The sequence below is a fragment of the Nocardia sp. NPDC049737 genome (assembly GCF_040674755.1).
In the GTDB taxonomy this organism is placed as follows: Bacteria; Actinomycetota; Actinomycetes; order Mycobacteriales; family Mycobacteriaceae; genus Nocardia.
Map to the genome: position 1 here is coordinate 13,838 of NZ_JBFANH010000040.1, position 22,563 is coordinate 36,400.

Annotated in this window: 22 protein-coding genes; 9 read left to right on the plus strand and 13 right to left on the minus strand. The window is 64.5% G+C overall.

Annotation, left to right across the window (positions count from 1 at the left end; all coding sequences use genetic code 11):
* Positions 1–25: 25 nt before the first annotated feature.
* From AB0J47_RS36710 to AB0J47_RS36755, 10 genes are all read right to left on the minus strand, one after another.
* The gene (locus AB0J47_RS36710) at positions 26–1,435 is read right to left on the minus strand and encodes an MlaD family protein (protein WP_364357285.1); all 1,410 of its coding nucleotides are present in this window, start codon (positions 1,433–1,435) and stop codon (positions 26–28) included.
* Entirely contained in the window at positions 1,432–2,652 is a 1,221-nt protein-coding gene (locus AB0J47_RS36715) for an MCE family protein (RefSeq protein WP_364357288.1), read from the minus strand. Before AB0J47_RS36715 ends, AB0J47_RS36710 begins: the two co-directional genes overlap by 4 nt.
* The gene (locus AB0J47_RS36720; protein ID WP_364357291.1) at positions 2,649–3,917 is read right to left on the minus strand and encodes an MCE family protein; all 1,269 of its coding nucleotides are present in this window, start codon (positions 3,915–3,917) and stop codon (positions 2,649–2,651) included. Before AB0J47_RS36720 ends, AB0J47_RS36715 begins: the two co-directional genes overlap by 4 nt.
* On the minus strand, positions 3,914–4,981 hold the full coding sequence (locus AB0J47_RS36725) for an MCE family protein (RefSeq protein ID WP_364357294.1): 1,068 nt from the start codon (positions 4,979–4,981) through the stop codon (positions 3,914–3,916). Before AB0J47_RS36725 ends, AB0J47_RS36720 begins: the two co-directional genes overlap by 4 nt.
* Positions 4,981–6,006 (minus strand): MCE family protein, encoded by a 1,026-nt coding sequence (locus AB0J47_RS36730; protein WP_364357297.1) that lies wholly within the window; start codon positions 6,004–6,006, stop codon positions 4,981–4,983. Before AB0J47_RS36730 ends, AB0J47_RS36725 begins: the two co-directional genes overlap by 1 nt.
* On the minus strand, positions 6,003–7,136 hold the full coding sequence (locus AB0J47_RS36735) for an MCE family protein (RefSeq protein WP_364357419.1): 1,134 nt from the start codon (positions 7,134–7,136) through the stop codon (positions 6,003–6,005). Before AB0J47_RS36735 ends, AB0J47_RS36730 begins: the two co-directional genes overlap by 4 nt.
* A 99-nt stretch (positions 7,137–7,235) precedes the next feature.
* Entirely contained in the window at positions 7,236–8,087 is an 852-nt protein-coding gene (locus AB0J47_RS36740) for an ABC transporter permease (protein ID WP_040686323.1), read from the minus strand.
* A 4-nt stretch (positions 8,088–8,091) separates the two neighbouring features.
* Positions 8,092–8,856 (minus strand): ABC transporter permease, encoded by a 765-nt coding sequence (locus AB0J47_RS36745; protein ID WP_062988486.1) that lies wholly within the window; start codon positions 8,854–8,856, stop codon positions 8,092–8,094.
* 297 nt (positions 8,857–9,153) lie between these two features.
* Positions 9,154–10,071 carry a 3-oxoacyl-ACP reductase gene (locus AB0J47_RS36750; protein WP_364357302.1) on the minus strand — a complete coding sequence of 306 codons (918 nt, stop codon included), beginning with the start codon at positions 10,069–10,071 and terminating at the stop codon, positions 9,154–9,156.
* A 120-nt stretch (positions 10,072–10,191) separates the two neighbouring features.
* Positions 10,192–10,380 (minus strand): ferredoxin, encoded by a 189-nt coding sequence (locus AB0J47_RS36755; protein ID WP_364357305.1) that lies wholly within the window; start codon positions 10,378–10,380, stop codon positions 10,192–10,194.
* A 155-nt stretch (positions 10,381–10,535) separates the two neighbouring features.
* Here AB0J47_RS36755 and AB0J47_RS36760 point away from each other — a divergent pair, with 155 nt between their 5' ends.
* Positions 10,536–11,729, plus strand: coding sequence for an acyl-CoA dehydrogenase family protein (locus AB0J47_RS36760; RefSeq protein WP_364357308.1), 1,194 nt, complete (start codon positions 10,536–10,538; stop codon positions 11,727–11,729).
* A 94-nt stretch (positions 11,730–11,823) separates the two neighbouring features.
* Positions 11,824–12,930: an acyl-CoA dehydrogenase family protein gene (locus AB0J47_RS36765; protein WP_364357311.1), complete on the plus strand. Its 1,107-nt coding sequence runs from the start codon at positions 11,824–11,826 to the stop codon at positions 12,928–12,930.
* A 243-nt stretch (positions 12,931–13,173) separates the two neighbouring features.
* Here AB0J47_RS36765 and AB0J47_RS36770 read toward each other — a convergent pair whose 3' ends face one another.
* Positions 13,174–13,932, minus strand: a complete 759-nt coding sequence (locus tag AB0J47_RS36770) for a helix-turn-helix transcriptional regulator (protein ID WP_364357314.1) — start codon at positions 13,930–13,932, stop codon at positions 13,174–13,176.
* A 47-nt stretch (positions 13,933–13,979) separates the two neighbouring features.
* Positions 13,980–14,591, minus strand: coding sequence for a TetR/AcrR family transcriptional regulator (locus AB0J47_RS36775; protein WP_364357317.1), 612 nt, complete (start codon positions 14,589–14,591; stop codon positions 13,980–13,982).
* Positions 14,592–14,677: 86 nt separating this feature from the next.
* Between AB0J47_RS36775 and AB0J47_RS36780 the strand changes: the two genes are divergently transcribed.
* From AB0J47_RS36780 to AB0J47_RS36805, 6 genes are all read left to right on the plus strand, one after another.
* Positions 14,678–15,823 carry a cytochrome P450 gene (locus tag AB0J47_RS36780; protein ID WP_364357320.1) on the plus strand — a complete coding sequence of 382 codons (1,146 nt, stop codon included), beginning with the start codon at positions 14,678–14,680 and terminating at the stop codon, positions 15,821–15,823.
* Positions 15,817–16,722: a hypothetical protein gene (locus tag AB0J47_RS36785; RefSeq protein ID WP_364357323.1), complete on the plus strand. Its 906-nt coding sequence runs from the start codon at positions 15,817–15,819 to the stop codon at positions 16,720–16,722. The genes AB0J47_RS36780 and AB0J47_RS36785 overlap by 7 nt, the downstream gene beginning before the upstream one ends.
* 31 nt (positions 16,723–16,753) lie before the next feature.
* Complete coding sequence (locus tag AB0J47_RS36790; RefSeq protein WP_364357326.1) at positions 16,754–17,869, plus strand: cytochrome P450; 1,116 nt, start codon at positions 16,754–16,756, stop codon at positions 17,867–17,869.
* Positions 17,870–17,939: 70 nt separating this feature from the next.
* Positions 17,940–18,731 carry an alpha/beta hydrolase gene (locus tag AB0J47_RS36795; protein ID WP_364357329.1) on the plus strand — a complete coding sequence of 264 codons (792 nt, stop codon included), beginning with the start codon at positions 17,940–17,942 and terminating at the stop codon, positions 18,729–18,731.
* Positions 18,732–18,921: 190 nt separating this feature from the next.
* Positions 18,922–19,893 (plus strand): hypothetical protein, encoded by a 972-nt coding sequence (locus AB0J47_RS36800; RefSeq protein ID WP_364357332.1) that lies wholly within the window; start codon positions 18,922–18,924, stop codon positions 19,891–19,893.
* Entirely contained in the window at positions 19,890–20,657 is a 768-nt protein-coding gene (locus tag AB0J47_RS36805; RefSeq protein WP_364357335.1) for an SDR family oxidoreductase, read from the plus strand. Before AB0J47_RS36800 ends, AB0J47_RS36805 begins: the two co-directional genes overlap by 4 nt.
* Here the strand turns inward: AB0J47_RS36805 and AB0J47_RS36810 are convergent.
* Positions 20,654–21,244, minus strand: coding sequence for a TetR family transcriptional regulator (locus AB0J47_RS36810; RefSeq protein WP_364357338.1), 591 nt, complete (start codon positions 21,242–21,244; stop codon positions 20,654–20,656). The genes AB0J47_RS36805 and AB0J47_RS36810 overlap by 4 nt on opposite strands.
* A 100-nt stretch (positions 21,245–21,344) precedes the next feature.
* Between AB0J47_RS36810 and AB0J47_RS36815 the strand changes: the two genes are divergently transcribed.
* Complete coding sequence (locus tag AB0J47_RS36815) at positions 21,345–22,526, plus strand: FAD-dependent monooxygenase (protein WP_364357341.1); 1,182 nt, start codon at positions 21,345–21,347, stop codon at positions 22,524–22,526.
* The last annotated feature ends 37 nt before the right edge of the window (positions 22,527–22,563 follow it).

Genomic DNA, 22,563 nt, shown 5'->3' on the forward strand with positions numbered 1-22,563 from the left:
GACATTGTTCGTTCGCTGCGCTCTCTCACTGCTGCTGCTCCTGAAGCATCGCCTGCCAACTCGACGGTATCGTGCCGGATCCGTCCTTTCCGATATCCCCCTGACGGTACGTGCGTCCGTCCGGTCCCATGAACGTCCCACTGCCGGGATCCAATGTCGTGCTGTGTGCGGCCGGGTGGGTCGAGCCCTGATCGCCGATCGGGTCGCCAGACGGCGTCACCGGCTGCGGCGCACCGAACGCCGGGTTATTGCCTTCGGGCACATAGCCGTTCGGATCGCGGCACAGCTCCGGCGATGGTGCCCGCTTACCCGGCACCTCCATACACGGCGTATTGCGGATACCGCGCACGGCTTCCCTGGCGTTCTGCGCCACCTTGCAGTACAGCCCGGGCGGTGTATCCGGCGTGTCGAGCTGGGCGGGCGAGCGGCGCTGTTCCGGCGTGAGGAAGCCGGTGGTGCAGCCGGGCGGATCGTTGAGTTCCAGGTGGAAGTCCACGACGGCACCGTATTCGACCGGGCCGCGGATAACCGTCAGGAACGCGGCGGTCAGCGGTGGATAAATCACCAGGATCTGTTCCAGACCCGAGTGATAGGTCACCGCGACCTGACCCACGCTGACCAGATTCGACAGCAGAATCGGCAAGGTCGGGCGCAGGTCCTGGAACAGCGAACTCACCTGTTGGGCGGCACCGGGCGTCTTCTCGATGACATTGCGCAATGCCGGATCATGGGCGCGCAGTTGATCGGTGACCGTTGCCAGGTCGTGGGTCCACGACCGGATCGCCGCATCGGACTGATTCTGCGTATCCAGCAGCGGTCCGATCTTTTCCAGCAGATCCTTGGTCGGCTCCGCATTCGCCTGAGCCTCCTGCACCAGCAGCGATGCGGAATCGATGAACTTCTGTAGATCCGGTCCGGCCCCGTTGAATGCCGTGAACGCATCGTCGATCACCTGCCGGAGCTTGGTGTCGGCAATGCTGGACAACAGACGATCGGAGCGATCGAGCACAGTACCGATATCCTCGGGCAGCTTGGTGCGTTCCACCGGAACCACCGAACCGTCGGAAAGGTTGCCGCCCTTGGCATCAGCGGCCGGTACCAGATCGACGTACTGCTCACCGATGGCCGAAACACTGCGCACCCACGCGTCGACATCGGACGGAATCTTGTAATCACTATCAATGGACAGCTTCGCGTCCACACCCGTCGGGGTGAGCCGAACCTCTTCCACCTTGCCGACATTCGTGCCGCGGTAGGCGACATTGGCCGTCGGATACAGCCCGCCGGTGGCCAACAGTTTTACCGTCACCTCATAGCGGCCGATGCCGAACATGGCGGGCAGTCCCACATAGGTGCCGCCCATCACCACCAACCCGATCACCGTCAGCACCGAGAAGATGGCCAACTGGATCCGGACGAAGCGCGTGAGTTTCATCGGCCCGCACCTTCCTGCCCGGCGGGCGGAACGGTGAGGCCGGGTATCGCGGGCAGACCCGGAATCGGCGGCAGCCCGGGGATACTCGGCGTCGGAGCCGGTGTCGCCGGTGGCTGTAGCGGTGCGGTCGCCGGATTGCTATTGCCCTCCGCCGAACCGGCCAGACCGCCGAGTGCGCCCTCGACCCCGCCGAACCGACCGCCGAGCGGGGTGCCGGTGAGGAAGTTCGAATCCAACCGCTTACCTGTGATATCGACGGTCATGAGCAGGTTCATGTAGTCGCCCTTGACCGCGTGATCGAGATTCTTCATCGGGAACGGGAAGGTGAAGATCAGCTTCAGCACCTCGACCAGGCTGTTCCCGGTGCTGGCCAGCGTCTCCAGCACGGGTGCCAGATTCGCCAGATTCGCCTTCAGATTGTCCCCACCCTGCGCGATGATCCGCTGCACCACATCGCTCAGATCACCAAGGGCGGTGAGGGTCTGGGTGATGTTCTCGCGCCGATCGGCGAGCACGGTGAGCGCCGGATGGATCTGTTCGATCGCCGCGGCCACCCGATCCTTCTGCTTGGCGAGCGTGCCGGTGAACCGGTCGAGTCCGCCCATCGCATCGATGATGTCTTTGGTCTGAGAATCCAGTGTGGTGGTCAGCTCGGTCAGCTGCGGCAGCAGATCCCGGATCGCATCCTCGCGGCCGTTGAATGCGGCATTGAGTTCGTGGGTAATGGTTTCGAGCTGACTGATGCCGCCGCCGTTGAGCACCACCGACAGCGATGACAGGGTCTGCTCGGTGGTGGGATAGACACCGGCCCGATCCAACGGGATCAGATCGCCGTTCTTCAGCTCACCCTGTGCTGGAACATCTTTCGGCGCGGCGAGTTCGAGGTGATTGCTGCCGAGCAGACTGGTCTGCCCGATTCGGGCGGTCGCATTGGCGGGCAGCTTCACATCGTGGTTCAACGAGACGGTGACCAGCGCGTGCCAGCCCTCCACCTCGAGCTTCGTCACGGTTCCGACCGTCACGTCGTTCACGCGGACCGGCGAATTACGGGTCAGCGTGGTGACATTGGGCATCTGGATCTCGACTTCATAGGCGTTCGGATCACTTCCGGCGGTACCGGGCATGGGCAGCGAATTGAGCCCATCCCACTCGCAGCCGCTGACTCCGAGCACGACAGCCAATCCGATTGCCGCACCGGCAATTCGCCTGTGCATCATCGCCCTCCTCCCGGAATGGCCAGCCCGGCAATACCGTTCGGCACGGTGACCGGATCCGATTGCGGCACCGAATCACTCGGTCCGCGCGCGGCCAGACTCGGCGGACTGTAGACGAGCTGATTCGGGAACGCGGTCTGATTGGATACCGGATTGGCAAGCAGCGGTGGGTAATTCATCATGAGCTGCTGGATCATGGGCGCCAGATACTGGCGGCACAGTGCGGCGCTCTGATCGGAACCGTTCGCGTCATTCGCCTCGACCGCGCCGCACAGGAAGGCGAACGGGTTGGCGAAGTTCGGCGCGACTACGGCACCGGTGAGACTGCCCTGCGCCGGATCATAGATCTGATAGAAGTTCGCCAGCGACGTCGGCCCGGAATGCAATACCTGCTCGAGCTGGGGCCGCTTATCCGCAAGGTTCTGGGTGACCTCGGCCAGCCGCTGCACCCCCTCGGTCAGCGCGCCGCCGCGCTCTTGGATGAACCGCTGCACATCACCGACGGCGATGTCGAGATTGTCCAGTCCGGCACCGAGATCACCGGAAACATTCGCGAGCACCGACGACACCGAGGCGAGCCGTCCGCCGAATTGCACGATCTGATCGTTGCTCTTGGACAGCACATCCACGAACTGTTGCAGATTGCGGATGGTGCCGAACAGATCGGTGCGGCCATCCGACAATGTGCTCAGCGTGTGCGACAACTCGCGCAAGGTATCGCGTAGCGCCTGCGCGTTGCCATTGCCGAGATTGTCGGCGGCGGTATTCACGAAGCGCCCGAACGAGCCCTGCTCATCGTCGCCGACCGGCCCCAAAGTCGTTGCCAGCTTGGACAATTCGGCCTTGATGTCATCCCATTCCACCGGAACCGCGGTGTGTTCGATCGGAATAACGCTGCCGTCGTGCATTTTCGGTCCACCGGTGTAGGCCGGAGCCAATTGGATGAATCGCGCCGACACCAGCGACGGTGAAATGATGACCGCCTTGGCATCCGCGGGGATCTCGATCCCGCGATCGAGTGTCATCGCGACCCGGACCCGGTCACGACCGGGATCGATGGAGTCGATTCGGCCGACCGCGACCCCGAGCACCCGCACCTCGTCACCGGCGTACAAGCCGGTCGTGGACGGGAAATACGCGGTGATCGAGGTCTTTCCGATCCGCGATATCAGTGACCAACCGCCGGCGATCACCAGTGCGGCGATGACGACCAGGGCGAGCACCCGCACCCACTGCGGTGCCGAACGAACAGTGCGCAATGCATTCATCGCGGCGGCTCCTGAATGGCGGGCTCGATCGATGGCAGCGCGGGATCGGTCAGATATGCGCGGAAGGAATCGGGCACATGCTGCGGCCAGACCAGCGCGTCGACGAGTATCTGTAGGCCGCGCGTAGTGGCGTTCGAGACATATGCCTGGAAGTACGGACCGCTGCCGACCTGTTCACCGAGCGCGGCCGAGAACGGACCGAGTCCATCGAGCGCTTTCGACAGGTTGTCTTTATTGGACTGCAGCAGTGCCAGCACCGAATTCAGCCGGTCCAGTGTGGGTTTCAGCTGTGCCTCGTTGTCGTTGACGAGGCCGGTCAGCTGTTGGGCCAGCCCGTTGATGTACACGATCAACTGACTGAGCGCGCCGCGCCGCCGATCCAATTCGCCGAGCAACTCGTTGCCGTCGACCAGCAGCGCATTGATCTGATTGCTGCGATCGGCGAGCACCTTCGTGACGTTCTGCGCCCGGCGGAGCAACTCGGTCAGCGCCTGATCTCTGGCATTCAGGCTGCGTGAGAGTTGAGTGACGCCGTCGAGTGCCGACCGCAGCGGAGCCGGAGTATCGGCGAAGGTCGTCGACAATGCGTCCAGTGTCTGGTTGACCTTGTCCATATCCAGGCCCTTGACGGTATTCGACAAATCGCCGAGCGCGTCGGTGAGCGAATACGGCGAGGTGGTGCGGTCCAGCGGAATGGTCTCGTTGGTCCGAGTCGAACCGCTGCCCGACGGAGTCACCTCGAGCGATTTGCGGCCGAGCACCGTATTGGTCTTGATGGCGGCACTCGTCTTATTGCCCAGCACGATTGCCTCGTCCAGCGTGAACCGGACGTAGACCTTCGCACCATCCAGCTTCACCTGCTCGACGCGTCCCGACTTCACACCCGCGACCTGCACATTGTCGCCGGGAACCAGTCCGCCCGCATCGGCGAAGTACGCGGTATAGGTCGCGCCGGAGCGAATGAACGGCAGCCGGTCGACCTGAAGTGCGGACAGCGAGACCGTGGTCGCGACGACAATGCCGATAATGCCGAGCGAGACTGCGCGTGATCGGGTTTCGTTCATTAGCTCTTTGCACACCTTCCCGTCGTCTGCAACCCGGGCAGGGTGATGTGCAACGGCTTGCCGTCCGGCCCGTCGACAATGAAGTTCGTGCCGCACACGTACATGTTCAGGAACGATCCGTAGGAACCGATCCGGACCAGCTTCTTATAGGTTTCGGGCAGCCGATCCAGCACCCACTGGATGGTGTCGGAACCGTCGTCGAGGGTGGCGGCGACGGTGCCGGTCTGCTCGATGGTGGTCTTCAGATCCGGCCGGGCCTGCTGTAGCAGCTCGGTCAGATCCCCGGTCGCACCGGCGATCCGCGGCAGGGCGGCGCCGATCGGATCCTTATCGGCAGCCAAACCGCTCACCAGCCGCTGCAATTCCTCGAGAGTGGTGGCGAACTGCTGATCGCGGTCATCGATCGTGGCGAGCACGGTCTTCAGATTCTCGATCACGCTGCCGATCAACGCATCTCGATCGGCGAGGGTTTTGGCGAACGATCCGGAACTGTTCAGCAGCGCGACGAGCGTGCCGCCCTGCCCCTGGAATACCTGGAGCAGCGCCTCGGTCAGATCATTGACCTGAGCCGGATCGAGGCCGCGCAGCAGCGGTTTGAAGCCACCGAGCAACATATCGAGATCGAGTGCGGGCGAGGTGCGGTCGAGGCCGATGGTGGCGCCCTTGGACATCACCTGCGCGGTGCCCGGCCCCTCCAGCAGTTCGAGATACCGATCCCCGACCAGGTTTTCGTAGCGGATGGTTGCCTTGGTGCTGGTGTAGAGCCGGTACTTGCTGTCCACATCGAAATCGACGTGCGCGAGCTTGTCCTTGCCGACATGCACCCCGGTCACCGAACCCACCGGCACACCGGCGATTCGAACCTTGGCGCCGTCCAGCATGCCGGAGGAGTTGGTGAAGACCGCGTGATAGCCGCTCTCCCTGGCAAAGCGCATCTGGCTGAACACCACTACCAGTCCCGCCAATACCAGGGCCATCACCAGCGTGAAGATGGTCAGCTTGACCGTTGTCGCGCGCGGTTTCACAGCTGCCCCACCCCCGGCAATCCGGCGAACAGCAACTGGAACACCTTGGGCCCGTTCAGATGTGTCGTCGTCGAGGGCGTCCACACGTGCCCCTCGGCGGTATCGGTGACCACGAAGTCCGCGTGGCTGTCCGGCACTCGATCCAGCACGCCCGCACAGTGCGGCCCGCCGGTGGCATTCACCTTCGGTAGATCCTGCGGGTACTGGTAGGCATCGGCACCGGGCATGAAACTCGCATTCAGCGGCACCGCGTCGTACCGTCCGCCGAAGATGTCCTCACCGATCGGGAGCACATTGGCCAGACCGACGACCAGGCAGTACAGCGCGGGCTTGTAGTCGTTGAGCAGCTGGGTGGTCGGGCGCAGCAGATCCAGCGCCGTCACCAGCGGCTGCTCGTTCTCGTGCAGCACCGAGCCGGTGGTATCGGCCAATCCGATGAGGTTGGCCAGCATCGCATCGACGTTCTCCTGCTCTTCGACGAGCGTTGCGGCCGTCACGGTCACGTTATCGGTGGTACGCAGCAGATCCGGCACGGTGTCGGCATACAGGTTGGTGACGCCGGTCGAGGAGACCAGATCGCGTTGCAGCGCGGGCAGACTCGGGTTGATATCGCGCAGGTAGGCATCGCTGCGGGCGAGCAGATCGCCGAGCTTGTCGCCACGCCCCTGCAGCGCGGTGCCCAGCGCCGACAGTGTGGCATTGAGTTTTTCCGGCTCGATCTTCTGCAGCACATCGGTCAGATGCTGGAACAGCGTATTGAATTCGACGGTCACCGCTTGGGCCGTCACGGTCGAACCCGGCTTCAGGGGGGTCGACGAAGGCTGGTCCGGCGCAGTGAAATTGATGTACTTGGCGCCGAATACGGTGGTGGACTTGATATCCACGGTCGCATTCGACGGAACCATTTTCAGCAGTTCGGGATCCATCGCCAGCGTCAGCTTCGCGCCGTCGGCGGTCTGCTTGATCTGCGAGACCCGCCCGATCTCCACACCGCGGATCTTCACCTTGGCGTCGGGATCGAGCACCAGGCCGCTGCGCGGTGCGTCCAGCGTGACGGTCACCGTGTTGGTGAATCCGCCGACGAACATGACCATCGCGACGGACACGATCGCGACCAGCGCGATCACCATGCCGAGCCCGGCGAGCTTGAGCCCGAGCCCGCCGCGCAGTGCCGCGGCCCATGCTGAGGTGTTTGGGCCGCTTCCCGATTGCTTCGTTGCCATACCGCTCTACCCGGAGAGATGGAAGTTGCCGGAGGTGCCGTAGATGGCCAGCGAGATCAGCAGTGTCACCGTGACCACCGCGACCAACGAGGCCCGCACCGCATTGCCGACCGCGATCCCCACGCCGACCGGTCCGCCCGCGGCGTTGTAGCCGTAGTAGGTGTGAATCATCATGACCGCCAAGGCCATGAAGATCGCCTGGGCGAAGGACCAGAGGATGTCGCTGGGGATCAGGAAGGTGGAGAAGTAGTGGTCGTAAACGCCCGCCGACTGCCCGTAGATGACCACGGTGGCGAATCGGCTGGCGATGAACGAACAGATCACCGCGAGCGCGTACAGCGGCACGATCGCGATCATGCCCGCGAGCACCCGGGTGCCGACCAGATACGGCACCGGCCGGATCGCCATGGACTCCAGTGCGTCGATCTCCTCGGCCACCCGCATGGCGCCCAGCTGCGCGGTCGAACCCGCGCCGATCGTTGCCGCCAAACCGATTCCGGAGATCACCGGCGCCGCGATGCGCACATTGATGAATGCCGCGAAGAAGCCTGTCAGCGCCTCGACACCGATATTTCCGAGCGAACTGTAACCCTGCACCGCGATGGTGCCGCCGGTGAACAGCGTGAGAAATCCGACAATGACAACCGTTCCGCCGATAACTGCCAAAGCGCCTGTGCCCATGCTGATTTCGGCGATCAAACGAATGGTCTCGGTGCGATAGTAGATCAGTGCGCGTGGGATGGAACCGATCGTCTGCGCATAGAACACCGCATGTTTACCCAGCGAATCGAGCGAGTTCGAAAAGCGACGCACTCGCCGAACGGTACGCGGGAAGCGGGATTGGATTACGAATGCCATCGCCTCACCGCGCCGCGAACTTGATACCGACGGCGGTGACCACGACGTTTACTACGAACAGGGCCATAAAGGCGAAGACAACGGTCTGATTCACCGCATCACCGACACTCTTGGGACCACCTTTGACATTCAGGCCGAGATAACAGGCCACCAGTCCGGCGATCAGCCCGAATAAACCGGCCTTCACTTCGGAGATGACCAGCTCGGGCAGATGGGTGAGCAGCGTGATGCCATTGACGAAAGCACCCGGATTAACGTCCTGCAGCAGCACCGAGAACAGGAAGCCGCCGACGATGCCGATGGTGCAGACCAGGCCGTTCAACATCAATGCCACGAACATCGAGGCCAGCACCCGCGGCACCACCAGGCGGTGCACCGGGTCGATACCGAGTACGCGCATCGCATCGATCTCTTCGCGAATGGTTCGCGCACCGAGATCCGCGCAGATCGCAGTGGCGCCAGCGCCCGCCACGATCAATACGGTGACAATCGGCCCGACCTGGGTGACCGCACCGAATGCCGCACCGGCGCCGCTGAGATCGGCGGCGCCGATTTCGCGCAACAGGATGTTGAGCGTGAAGCTCACCAGCACGGTGAACGGAATCGCCACCAGCAGCGTCGGAATGATCGAAACGCGTGCGATGAACCAGGCCTGATCAATGAACTCGCGCCCTTGGAACGGACGTCGAATGCTGGCCCGCGCAACGTCGGCGACGAGTTCGAAGAATCCGCCGACTGCCCGCAATGGCACAGCAAGGACCTCGTTCATGCACGATCCTCCTTGCTCATCCTGCTGATTCTGCTCATCGCACGATGCCCCCGCCCTGGCCACATCGCCGCAACGATTAGAACATGTTCACATTGCTGTAGGAAGCTTTTTGGCACATTTGAACTGCCATTTTTCTCAAATTCGGCCCATGAATTTGTAACAGGTGTCATTTGAGGGTGGCCTAACCCTTGTGAGGCGTCACGCACCATTGACTCCCATGTCTACCAAGCGCCGCATCGGTGATCAACAACTGGTCGAGTGATCAGCTTGTGTCCGATGGCGCCTGCCATCACAGTGTCAGTTGTCTAGATCGATCAATGAAGACGCAGAAAACGTACGCCCCGCGGGCCGCTGCGCGAAGTAACCGCCGAGCGTGGCGGCGAGATCATTTACCGACCAGTGATCATCGGCGGCATCGAAGCGCTGTTCGACGACCGGCGCGGCCATCAAGGCGACCATCGGTCCGTAGACCACGAACAGCTGACCGTTGACCACATCGGCGGCGGGCGAAGCGAGATACGCGACCAAGCGGGCCACATGATCGGGCGAGAGCGGATCGATGCCGTCCTCCGGCGCCGCACTGAAGACCGCCTCGGTCATCGCGGTGCGCGCACGCGGCGCAATGGCATTAGCGCGCACACCGAATCGGGACAGCCCCCGCGCGGCGGACAGCGTCAGCGCGGTGATACCGGCCTTGGCCGCACCGTAGTTGGCCTGCCCCTCCGGACCGAGCAGGCCCGCTTCGGAAGAGGTGTTGACGAGCCTGCCATAGATCGGCGCGCCCGCCGCCTTGGACTTTGCCCGCCAGTAGGCACCCGCGTTGCGGGTCAATAGGAAATGGCCGCGCAGATGGACTGCGACCACCGCGTCGAAGTCCTCGTCGGACATGTTGAACAGCATGCGATCGCGGGTGATGCCCGCGTTGTTCACCACGATGTCGACGCTGCCGAACGCTTCCTCGGCGGTGCTGATGAGCGCGTCGGCGGTGGCGCGCTCGGCAATGCTGCCCGCCACGAACTCGGCCTTGGCGCCGAGCGCACGGATATCGGCGAGCGTTTCGGCCACCGCATCCGACTCCGTCAGGTCGTTGACCACCACCGACGCGCCTGCCCGCGCCAAGGCCAGCGCCTCGGCGCGCCCCAGTCCGGCGCCGCCACCGGTAACGATGGCCACCCGCCCCGCAAGGCCAACATCCGTGTTGTCTACATCACTCACGGCTGCACCTCGCTGCGCTCGGTTCCGCCGTGTGTGATACACGCTGTGTTTTCGGTTCGTTCGCTGCGCTCACTCACGGGCCGACTCTAGAACGTGTTCCTATCTGACGGCAAGCACCGGCTACTGCAACTTCAGCGCCGCCTTCGGACACTGGGCCACCGCGTCCTCGACATCGGCGAGCCGATCCGCAGGTACGTCGGCTTCCACGATGTGCAACACGTCCTCGTCATCGAGTTCGAAGACGTCGGGGGCGATTCCGACACAGATTCCGTTGGCTTCACACTGATCCGGATCGACCGTGACCTTCATAGAAACTCCTTAAACGCGACTCTGGTCGAAGCCTAACAACACCAGGTCATATCGGGTACCGCCATTGTGCGGATTCGGTAGCAATACTGGAACATGTTTCAGTCCGTATGCAATGATCGGTTGACCGACACCGAACGAGGGCATGAGGTATCGCCATGCGCATTGCGTACACGCCGCAGCAGGAAGAGCTCCGCGCGGAGCTGCGCGACTACTTCGCGCGGCTGATCACCCCGGAGCGCCGAGCCGCGCTGAGCGCGACCACCGGCGAGTACGGCCACGGCAACGTCTACCGCGAGGTGGTCCAGGAAATGGGCCGCGACGGCTGGCTCACCCTGGCCTGGCCCAAGGAGTTCGGCGGCCAGGACCGCCCGACCATGGACCAGCTGATCTTCACCGATGAGGCGGCCATCGCGGGCGCGCCGGTGCCCTTCCTCACCATCAACTCGGTGGCGCCGACGATCATGCACTACGGCAGCGAGGAGCAGAAGAAGTTCTTCCTGCCCAAGATCGCCGCGGGCGAACTGCACTTCTCCATCGGCTATTCGGAACCGGGCGCCGGCACCGACCTGGCCAGCCTGCGCACCACCGCCGTGCGCGACGGCGACGACTATGTGATCAACGGGCAGAAGATGTGGACCAGTCTGATCGCGTACGCCGACTATGTCTGGCTCGCGGTTCGCACCGACCCGACCGCCAAGAAGCACAAGGGCATCAGCATGCTCATCGTGCCGACCACCGCCGAGGGCTTCTCCTGGACCCCGGTGCACACCATGGCCGGACCGGATACCAGCGCCACCTACTACCAGGACGTCCGAGTACCGACGAGTTCACTGGTCGGGCAGGAGAACGGCGGCTGGGCGCTGATCACCAACCAGCTCAACCACGAACGCGTCGCGCTGACCTCGGCCGGACCGCTCATGGTGGCGCTGAACCAGACCACCGAATGGGCGCGCAACACCAAGGCGGGCGACGGTTCCCGGGTCATCGATCAGGAATGGGTGCGGCTCAATCTGGCCAGGGTGCAGGCCAAGGTCGAATACCTGAAGCTGCTGAACTGGGAGATCGCCAGTCGCGCCGATGCGGGCGGGGATGCCGCACCGCGGCCGTGGGATGCCTCGACCTGCAAGGTCTACGGCACCGAACTGTCCACCGAGGCCTACCGACTGCTGATGGAAATCCTCGGCCCGCAGGCCTATCTGCGTCAGGATTCGCCCGGTGCCGAGCTGCGCGGACGGTTGGAGCGGTTCCACCGCGCCGCGCTGATCCTCACCTTCGGTGGCGGCACCAACGAGGTCCAGCGCGACATCATCGCTATGACCGCACTCAAGCAACCCGCCGCAGCGCGCTGAGCTGTTCAATCGCGGTGCTCCCGGGGCCCGACATGGTCACGCAAGCTACCGCCTCCGGGCCCGTCGCTCGCACCGCAGAAAGCAGGTAGACACCATGGATTTCACACCCACCGAAGCTCAGCTCGATCTGACCCGCCTGACCGCCGAGGTCTGCGCCAAGTTGGTCACCGCGGACCGGATCCGCGAACTCGATGCCGAGGGCCGCTTCGACGAGCCGCTGTGGCAGTCGCTCGCCGAGACCGGCATATTGGCCGCCGCACTGCCGGAAGCGGTGGGCGGCGGCGATTTCGGCGCGCTCGAGCAGAGCGCCGTGCTGCGTGAACTGGGCAAGCATGTCGCCGCAGTGCCGTATCTGTGGTCGATCGTGGTGGGTGCGGGTGCACTCGCACGTTTCGGCTCGGTCGCCCAACAGGATTGGGCGCGTCAGGCTGGTGCCGGCAGCATTATCCTGACCGTCGGGCTCGCCGAGGAGCACAACTGGGAGCCCACCAAACCGACCACCGTGGCCCATGAGGTCGATGGCGGCTGGCGACTGACCGGCGCGAAGACCACGGTGCCCTATGCCGATCGTGCGGCCCGAATCCTGGTCCCCGCCACAGTTTCCGGTACACCCGCGCTGTTCCTGGTGGATCCCGCCGATACGACGGTGAATGTGACCGCCCAGCGTGTGGTCGACTTCAGCGCCGAGTTCGGCGTCGAATTCCATGACACCCCAGCCGAATTGGTTGCGACGGCGGACTCCGGCGCGGAAATCCTGGACTGGATCCTGACCCGCGCCTGGCTCGGTCTGAGCGCGCAGCAATTGGGCACCCTGGAACGCGCGCTCGAACTGGTCGCCGAATATGCCCGCGAGCGTGAACAATTCGGTAAGGCGATCGGCAGCTTCCAGGCCGTCGCGCAGCGTCTCGCCGACGCCTACATCGACGTCCAAGGCCTGCGGCTGGCGGTCACCCAAGCGGCTTGGCGAGTTTCCGAGGATCTGGCCAGCGCGGAAGCCGTACACACCGCCAAGTTCTGGGCCGCCGATGCCGGACATCGCGTGGCGCACACCGTGGTTCACGTGCACGGCGGCGTCGGCATCGACCGCGACCACATCGCGCACAACTACTTCACCGCGGCCAAGCACAATGAATTCGCACTGGGTGGGGCGAGCGACCACCTGCGCGCCATCGGCTCTCTGCTCGCGGAAACTCCTGCCTGACCGAGCGCCGGCGACAGCTTGCTGGTCGCTCGAAAGGGCCGGTATCCGCACCCCCGAATCGGCCCGCCGGCCCTGCCACCGGCGGGCCGATTGCTGAGCGACGCAGCCCCCTTCGGATCGTGCGCACCCAAGGCGCCCCGACTCGTGGGCAACGCCTCGCCCGGCGCCTGCGCGGAACCGCGGACAGCCCGCGAGCTGTGGTCGACTGCGTCGGCGGGCCGTTGCGGAGGTGATGCTTTGCGGCTATCCGACCTCATTGCCCTCGAGCAACCCGACGAAAAGTTGTCGGGTCGGCTCGGGCAGCGTACTGCGGAATCGCTGGACGTGGATTTCGAACGGCTTGCCCGTCTTGCGATTTCGGAGCCGAATGGTCGGGTCGCGGCGGCCGATGTATACCCGGCCGGTATTCCACAGGCGGTGAAAATCGGACTGTGCGGCCAGCTCGCGTAGTAGCAGCTGGACATCGGCCCGCGCACCGGCACGTCCCGCGTAGGCGCGCAGGCGCCCGACCATCAGATCTGCCTCCCGCTCCCATTCCTCGATCACCAGACGTGCACGCGGGTCGGTGAACATCCAGCGCAGCGCGTGTCCGTTCGGGCGCAGACCGGGGAAGGCCTCGTCGAAGGCATCGTTGCAGTCGATGACGCGCCAGCCGTCGTCCAGCGCCGCTGCGAGATGCGGGGTCAATGCGTCGAGTGTCTTGCGCACGGGCGGGCGCACCGGACCCGGCTGCGGCGCAGCGCCGCTGAATCGCTGTTGCGCAAGGTGATACAGATGGATGCGCTCGTCCGGCTCCAGTGCGAAGGCATCGGCGAGCGTATCGAGAATCGATGGGCTCGGATTGAACGCACCGCCCTGTTCGATCTTGGCGAGATAGCCGACGCTGGAGTGGATCGCTTCGGCGAGCTGTTGTCGGCTCAGACCGCCCGGATGCGCCGCGGTCGGTCGCTGCCGCCGCATCCGCACGAATTCGGCGAGCGTCGGCACCTGTAGTTCATCCATGTTCCTCCTTCGGGTCGCCGCCCATGGATGACGTTATGCCTTGCCGCTCAATCCTTCTGGATCAATTCGCCGCCGGCTACCTCGATCAGCGCACGAGCGGCGCGATTGATCCGTTCGGCGGCATCGTCGAGATCCGGCTGTCCGGCATCGAGCCAGGCGATCACCGCATCCAGAATGAAGGTGGGGATAACCTGCGCGGCCCAGTCCTGCCACGGCCCCGACGGCACGGCATCGGTGAGATACCGCTGCGCGATCATTGTCGAATAGCTGCGGACCATATCGATGACGTCGCGGAATTCGGGTTCGCGGACCGCGTGGCGGAACAGCAGCCGGAAGGCGTCCGGATCCGCGGCGGCCGCCCGCAGCAACGTGGAAATGCTGGTGCCGTCCAGTTTTTCGGTGCCGACGGCGGCACCGAGCCTGGTGTAGGCCCGTTCCAGCACGGCCCGGTACAGATCGGCCTTCGAGGCGAAGTGCCGGTAGAGGATCACGTGTGTAATGCCCGCCTCGGCGGCGATATCGGGCAGGCCCGTGCCGCTGAATCCGTTGCGGGCCACCGCGCGGGTGGCGGCGGCGAGGATCTGCTCGCGCCGCTGGGCACGCGGCATGCGCCGGACGGGTTGCGCCGAAGTCTCGGCGGGCGTTGGGCTTTCGGGCACGACATCACCTCCTTGTTCAAGTGGAATAGTACAAGCAATTATGTTTAAGCTTGCTTGTACAAGAGATTGTTAGCAAGGAGTGAGCCATGACCACCGACTCATCGGAACTCGCATGCCCCTTCACCGGAACCGGCGCCACACCCAGCTCGATCAGCCGCGTCCGCACCGCGACGGGCGACGAAGCCTGGAAGGTCAGCGGCTATCACAGGGTGAAGGAGCTATTCACCGATGTGCGTCTCGGCCGCTCCCATCCCACACCGGAGACCGCGGCACGCTCGTCGGAGTCGGTGTTCTTCGGCCGCCCGTTCGGGAACTTCGAAACCGAACCCGCCGATAACGCGCGCATGCGCGGGCTGCTCAATCCGCTGTTCTCGGCCAAGAGAATGCGCGAACTCACGCCGCGGGTGGCCGCGTTCACCACCCAACTGCTCGACGACATGGCCGAAAAGGGCTCCCCCGCCGACCTGCATCGGGACTTCGCGGAACCGCTGCCACTGCTGGTCATCAGCGAACTGCTCGGCGTCCCCTACGAGGATCGCGCGCAGTTCAGGATCTGGAGCGAGGCGCTGTTCGACACCAGCGATGGCGCGAAGTCGGGGCAGGCCGGGGCCGAATGGTTCCTGTACTGCAAGTCGCTGGTCGAACGGCTGCGCCGGGAACCGGGCGAGGGCGTGATCGCCAAGCTGTGCGAGGTGCCGGACCTGGCCGACGATGCCATCGCGACGCTGGCCATGGGGTTGCTGTTGGCCGGGCACGAAACAACGGTCGTCGAGATCGGCCTGTGCACTGTGCAATTGCTGCGGAATCCGGCGCAGTGGCAGAAGCTGGTCGACCAGCCGGAGCTGGTCCCGGCCGCGATCGAGGAGCTGCTGCGCGTACACGATTCCACCGCCTTCGCCCGGTATGCGCGCACCGATATGCAGATCGACGGCGTCACCGTTCGGACGGGTGATCTGGTGCTGCTGGACGTGGATTCGGCCAACCACGATCCGGAGATCTTCACCAACGCGCGCCAACTCGACGTGACCCGCGCAGAAGGGCAGCATCTGGCGTTCGGCTATGGCCTGCACTACTGCACCGGTGCGCCGCTGGCTCGCATCGAACTGCAGGTCGCTTTCGGTCAGCTGATATCCCGCTTCCCGACACTGCATCTGACGGTCGATCCCGACACCCTGCCGGTGCGCGAGAATGTGGTCACCAAGGGCCTGACTGCATTGCCTGTCGCATGGTGACCGCAGCCCGGATCTGCATCGCGATCACCAGCGTCTTCTTCGGCGTGTCGGCACCGACTTCTGCTGTGGCCGAACCGATTTCGTGCGAAACAGCCACCGCGACGATTGCGGCGGCCGCCGTTGTTCGGGATGAGGACTGGGCCGAAGGTTTGGCCTATGACGCGCACGGTGACCTGTGGGTCTCGCGGGTGCGACGCAACGAAGTGGTTCGCTACGACCCGTCCGGCCGCGTTACCGCCAGGGTCGCGGTCGCGTATCCCGGTGCGGTGAAACTCGGCCCGGACCAACTGATCTACGTGACGTACGGGAACTTCCCGACCAATCTGGTGCCCGGCTCAATCGGTGGCGGCGTTGTCCGCATTGATCCCACAGCCGAGACGCCGCAGGCCGAGATTTTCGCCTCCGGTCTGGGTATGGCCAATGGCGCCGCATTCGATACCGCGGGAAACCTTTTCGTCGCCGACACCTCGACCGGCGTTGTCCGGATCCGACCCGACGGCCGCGTCGACGCCGAATGGTCCAATCAAGCAAGGCATTTCGGAGCCGACGGTATCGTTGTCCACGGCGAAGCGCTCTACGTCACGCTGTACCTCAGCCCGACCGGCCGCATCCTGCGCATCCCACTCGACGATCCATCGAGCGTCACCGCAATCGCGGATCTAGCCGCTGGCCCCGGCGCACCACCGCTACCCGACGATCTCGCCGTCGGCCCGGACGGCCTGCTCTACGACGCCACCACCTCGGGCCGACTCGTGCGCATCGACCCGGCGGATCACTCGACGTGCACCGTGCTGACGGGTGAGCCGATGACCTCGATCGTCATATCGCATGGCGGCGAAAGGGAATTCCTGGTCGGCACCGCGAGCGGCAATCTGCTGCGGGTGCGCCTGCCCGAATGACTCTGGTTCGAGAAATACGTAAGGAGTGACCGTGGACATAGGCTGCCCCGTCACGGGCGACACCATCCGGCGGACGCGAACCGCACTAGGCCATGAAGGCTGGTTGGCCACCAGCTACGCGCAGGTTCGGACATTATTCGCCGATCCGCGCCTCGGTCGTGCCCATCCCACACCGGAAACCGCTGCGCGCGCCTCGGATTCGATGTTCTTCGGCGGACCCCTGGGCAACTTCGAGACCGAACCCGCCGATCAGGCGCGACTGCGCGAGTTGGTAGTGCCGTTCTTCTCGCCGCGACGGATGCGCGAATTGCGGCCCAGGGTGGAAGAACTCACCACGCGGTTGCTCGACGAGATGGCCGCGCAGGGCTCCCCCGCCGACCTGCACACAGCCGTGGCGCTGCCGCTGCCGCTCTTGGTCATCTGTGAACTGCTCGGTGTGCCCTACGCCGATCGCGATCAGTTCCGCGCCTGGACCGAGGCGCTCGGCGAACAGCACGACGCCGCCAAGGTGCAGCAGGGTGTCGCCGGACTGTTCGAGTACTTCATGGCATTGGTCCAACGCAAACGGCGCGACCGAGCCGATGACGTGCTGTCGCATCTATGCGCCCGCGACGATCTGTCCGATCAGGGCATCGCGACGCTCGGGCTCGGCTTGTTGTTCGGCGGCCATGAGACCACGGTTGTCCAGATCGGGGTCGGCGCCAAACGGCTCCTAGAACACCTCGATCAATGGCGGGCCCTGGTCGACGATCCCGAACTGGTGCCTACCGCGATCGAAGAACTCCTTCGGACGGCAGATGCCACCCAGATGCCCCGCTACGCGCGCACCGATATGGAGATCGACGGCAACGAGGTCCGCGCGGGCGATCTCGTGCTGCTGGATCTGACCGCGGCCAACCATGATCCGACTGTCTTCACCGATCCCGACCGCGTCGACGTGACCCGAAAGGACGGCTCCCATGTGACCTTCGGCTACGGGGCCCGGCATTGCATCGGCGCACCGCTGGCCCGCATCGAATTGCACACCGTCTTCACCCAATTGGTGACGCGCTTCCCGACCATGCGGCTGGCCGTGGACCCGGCCGAGGTGCCGATGCGCACCAGCAGCTTCACCGGCGGTGTCGAGGAGTTGCCCGTGATGTGGTGAAACCCGTTGGTATAACCGGTTCTTGTTAGGCTGCTCCATTCGGGGGACGCAGTCTGACAGGAGCACGGTTATGCCCTTCGTAACCTCCGCTGGCGCGAAAGTGCACTTCGTCGACAGCGGAGGATCCGGGCCCGCGGTGGTGCTCGGGCACGCCTTCTTCATGGATCACGAAATGTTCGCGAACCAGGTTGCCGCGCTCGCACCGCAATACCGGGTGATTGCGATCGATGCGCGCGGACACGGACTGACCGAACACGACGACGGCGCATACAGTTTCTGGGATCTGGCCCGCGATGCCTGGTCGGTAGTCGACCACCTCGGCATCGACCGGGTGGTCGTCGGCGGTGTCGGGCAGGGTGGGTTCACTGCGCTGCGCATGGCCTTGCTGTGCCCGCCGCGCGTGGATGGACTGATCCTGGTCGGCTGTTCGGCGCAGGCCTACAGCGACGTGCAGCGGATCGGCTATCGCCAGGTCACCGATGCCTGGATCGGGACCGGGCCGTTGACGGTGATCGCGAAGATGGTGGCCGGCTTGATCATCGGCGGTGATCGGACCGATCATCAACCGTGGCTGGCCAAATGGTTGAGCGGTGATCGGGAACGTGTCGCCGCGGCGGCCGACTGTCTGATCAATGCGGACGACATCTCGGATCTCATCGGCGATATCACCTGTCCCGCATTATTGGTCCGCGGCGCCTTCGATCCGGCCTTCGACCACGACGCCGTGGATTTACTGACAAAGGGACTCGGTGGTCCCGCGGAATTTCACACCATCGAGGGCGCCGCGCACACACCGAATCTCACGCATGGATGTGAAATCGACCAGCTGATGTTGCGATTCCTCGGGCGACTCGGCCAGTAGTACTACTGCCCCGGGGTACTACTGGCCAGGGGGTGGCCAGCGCCTGGTCCGGCGAAACTCTTGCCCACAGGGCGGTCGGCTTGGTGTATTCGATACGGCGGCGCCGCCAATTCCGTTCCGGTCGAACGTGTTTCACAGATACGCAATGGGGTGTCGCCTTGCTGCGGCCCCGGCGTGGGTAGGACATGCAATGAGGGTTTCTTTTCTATTCGGTGGACAGGTCAGTCTGACCGCCGAGGTCATCGATGAGTTCTGCGAGCGGTGTCCGTCCATCGCACTCGCCTACGAAGAAGCCGCCGCGGTGACCGGATTGTCGGTGGACCGCCTGCGCGCCAGAGAAGTGGCCGCGGAAATGGCGAGCGAACCGGAGGATCGGCACAGTCTCGGCGCATTGCGTCAGGCCGCCTTCGCACTCGGTCTCGCCGAGGATCTGGCCACACGCGGTTTCGAACCGGAGGCCGCCGGTGGACTGAGCCTGGGTGCGCTGATCAGCACCTGTGTGGCCGCAGCGGTGGAGCGGCACGAATTGTTCGGCATGCTCCATCACCGCCGACTCGTACCGAAACTACCGGAAGGTGTTGCCGCACAGGGGATGGGGCTGATGTACACGCCGATCGAGGACGATCCGGCGAACTATTACGGTGGGCGCCGCCCCGGCGTGCACCTCGCCGTGGATACCGGCCCGATCGATGACGTCCATCGCTCCTTCGTGATCTCGGGATATCTCACTGCACTGCAAGAGATCCTGGCCGAAATCGAGGCGTCCTCGGATACCCGCCAAATGTTTGTATTGGACGCGTACAAGGGCGCGTTCCATTCACCATTGCAGCAGCATGCCGCGGATTTCATGCGCGGCTTCGTCGACGATATGACCTTCCGCGACCCGAAATTCCCGGTCTGCTCCCCGGTGCGCCAGTGCAGTCTGACCACCGCCGACGATATCCGGGATTTCGTGCTGCACAACAACTTATTGCCCGCCCGCTACGAACCGCTGATCCAGGAAATGGATCGCATCGGCGTCCGCGGTGGCCTGATCCTCGGCCCCGGCCTGCCGCAGCCCGCGGATCGGCCCTTCCCCATCGAGTTGGTCGCGGAGCCGATCGATCTCGACCGACTGCCCCAGATTGCGCAGTTGGCCGAGCGGGATGTACAGAGCGTATGAAACGTTTCGCGCAACGCCGAGTGCTCGTGACGGGCGCGGGTTCGGGCATCGGCCGGGCCATCGTCTTGCGGCTGCTCGAGGAGGGAGCGGAGGTGGTCGGCGTGAGCAGAACCGGCGATGGGCTCGCCAAGACCGCCCAGCTCGCAATGGATCAGGACTTGGGCGACCGGTTCACCGTCGCGACACTCGATATCGCGGACGAGGCTGCCGTCGAGCAGACGGTACCCGACCTGATAGACGCGATCGGCGGCCTCGATGTGCTGGTGAATGCCGCTGGGATCGTGCGCATGTCGCATACCCACGAAACCACTACCGAGCTGTGGAATACCGTCCTCGGCACCAATCTGACCGGGTCGTTCCTGGTGACCCGGACCGCCCTGCCTGCACTGCTGGAGTCCGGGCGCGGGGTTGTGGTCAATATCAGCTCGAATGCCGCGTCCTATGCCGCGCCGTATCGCGCGGCGTACGCGGCGAGCAAGGGCGGACTGGAGGCCTTCACGCGGGTGCTGGCGCTGGAGTACAGCAAGCGGAATCTGCGCGCGGTCTGCGTCTCACCCGGCGGCATCGAGACGGCCATGACCTACAGCCTGCTGGATGTGCCATCGGATATCGATCCGACCCTCATGAGCAAGATGGCTCCGGCCATCGGGCCACTGCTCGGCTCACCCGAGATGGTCGCGGCTGTGGTCGCGATGGCCGCCTCCGATGACGGCGAATTCATCACCGGCACAACGATTCACGTCGACGGTGGCGCGCACATCTAAGCACTGATCGGCGTCGATATCAGATAGCGCTGCAGAGTCGGAGCGATATCGGCGATGATCTGCTCGCGCGTCAGGCCGACCACCGGCGGCAGCTCGAGCACATAGCGGCACAGCGCCAGCCCGAGCAACTGGGTGACGATCAAACCCCCGCGGCGCTGCGCATCGGCCGCAGCGCCGAAGCGCAGCACCGCGGGCAGCACCTGTTCGGCGAAGATCTGTCGAAAGCGTTCGCTGACCGCCTCATCGGTAATCGATGAGCGCAGCAGAATCACCAGCACCTTGTTATCGGCCTGGTCCTCCCAGATCGCCAGGAATCGGCGAATCAGCAACTCGCCGAGGGTATCCGGATCGGCCGCGGCGAGATCCGGCAGGTCCAGGCGCACATCGACGGCCGCTGCGAAGAGTCCGTCCTTACTGCCGAAGTAGCGCATCACCATCGACGGATCGATCGCGGCATCGGCGGCGATGGCGCGGATGGTCGCCTTGCGAAAACCCTCGGCGGCGAAGCGGGCGCGCGCGGCCGCCAGGATGGCCGCGCGGGTGGCATCGGAGCGACGTGCAGGGGGTTGATCTGGCTCGATGTTCATGCCAACAAGTGTAGGCCAACAACTGTTGACTTATGTAATCGATGCGCGCTACGGTTATGCCAACAAGCGTTGGCCTACAGATGTTGACCTAGGAGTTCCGATGAACACCACCCCGCTGCCGGAGACCACTTCCGTCGTCATCGTCGGGGCCGGTCCGGCCGGACTGACCACCGCGATCACGCTGGCCGACGCCGGTATCGACTTCGTACTGTTGGACCGGCTCACCGAGGGCGCGAACACCTCACGCGCCGCGGTCGTACACGCCAGGACCCTGGAGGTACTGCAGGAACTGGGCATTGCCGACGAACTCGTCGACCGCGGCATCGTGGTGCCGACCTTCCGGGTGCTGGACGGCAACCGCACCCTGGCCACAGTGCCGTTCGGCGGACTGCCCACCGAGTACCCGTACACGCTGATGGTTCCGCAGGACACCACCGAGGCCGTGCTGCTCGCACGGTTGCGCAAGGCGGGCGGCGATGTGCACCGCCCCTACCGGATCACCAAGATTATCGCTGAAAATGACGGCGTCACAGTCGAATACGTCGACGGCGCCGGCGCGACCGACACGATCCGCGCGGACTACGTGGTCGGCGCGGACGGTATGCACAGCGTCGTTCGGGAACAGGCGGGCATCGGCTTCACCGGCGACACCTACCCGGAATCCTTCGTACTCGCCGATGTCCGCATGGACTGGCCGATCGCGCGTGACGAAGTGGCACTGCATCTTTCACCGGAGGGCGTGACGGTGGTCGCGCCGCTGCCCGACGACACCGATCCGAATCGGTACCGGGTCGTGGCGACCGTCGCCGAGGCCCCCGAACACCCGACCATCGAGGATGTTCAGACCATCCTGGCCACCCGTGGCCCCGGCGGCAGCGTGAAAGTCAGTGAAGTGCTGTGGAGCTCACGTTTCCGGGTGCACCACCGCGTCGCGGACCACTACCGCGCGGGGCGTCTGCTGCTGGCCGGTGATGCGGCACATGTGCACAGCCCCGCGGGCGGACAGGGTATGAACACCGGCATCCAAGACGCGGCCTTCCTCGGTCCGCTGCTGGCCCGGGTGATCAACGGCGAGACCGACACCCTGCTCGACACCTACGAGACCACCCGCCGCCCAGTCGCTCTCGGTGTCGTCGCCTTCACCGACCGGATGACCAAGATGGCGACCCTGCGACCACGCCCCGCCCGACTCCTGCGCAACGCCCTGATGACGGCGGCAACCCGCATCCCCGCCGTCCGCACCAAGCTGGCCTTCCGCCTGGCCGAGCTCGCCAACCGCTGACCCGCCGCTGTCGCGCACGGATGCGCCGTTACTCACG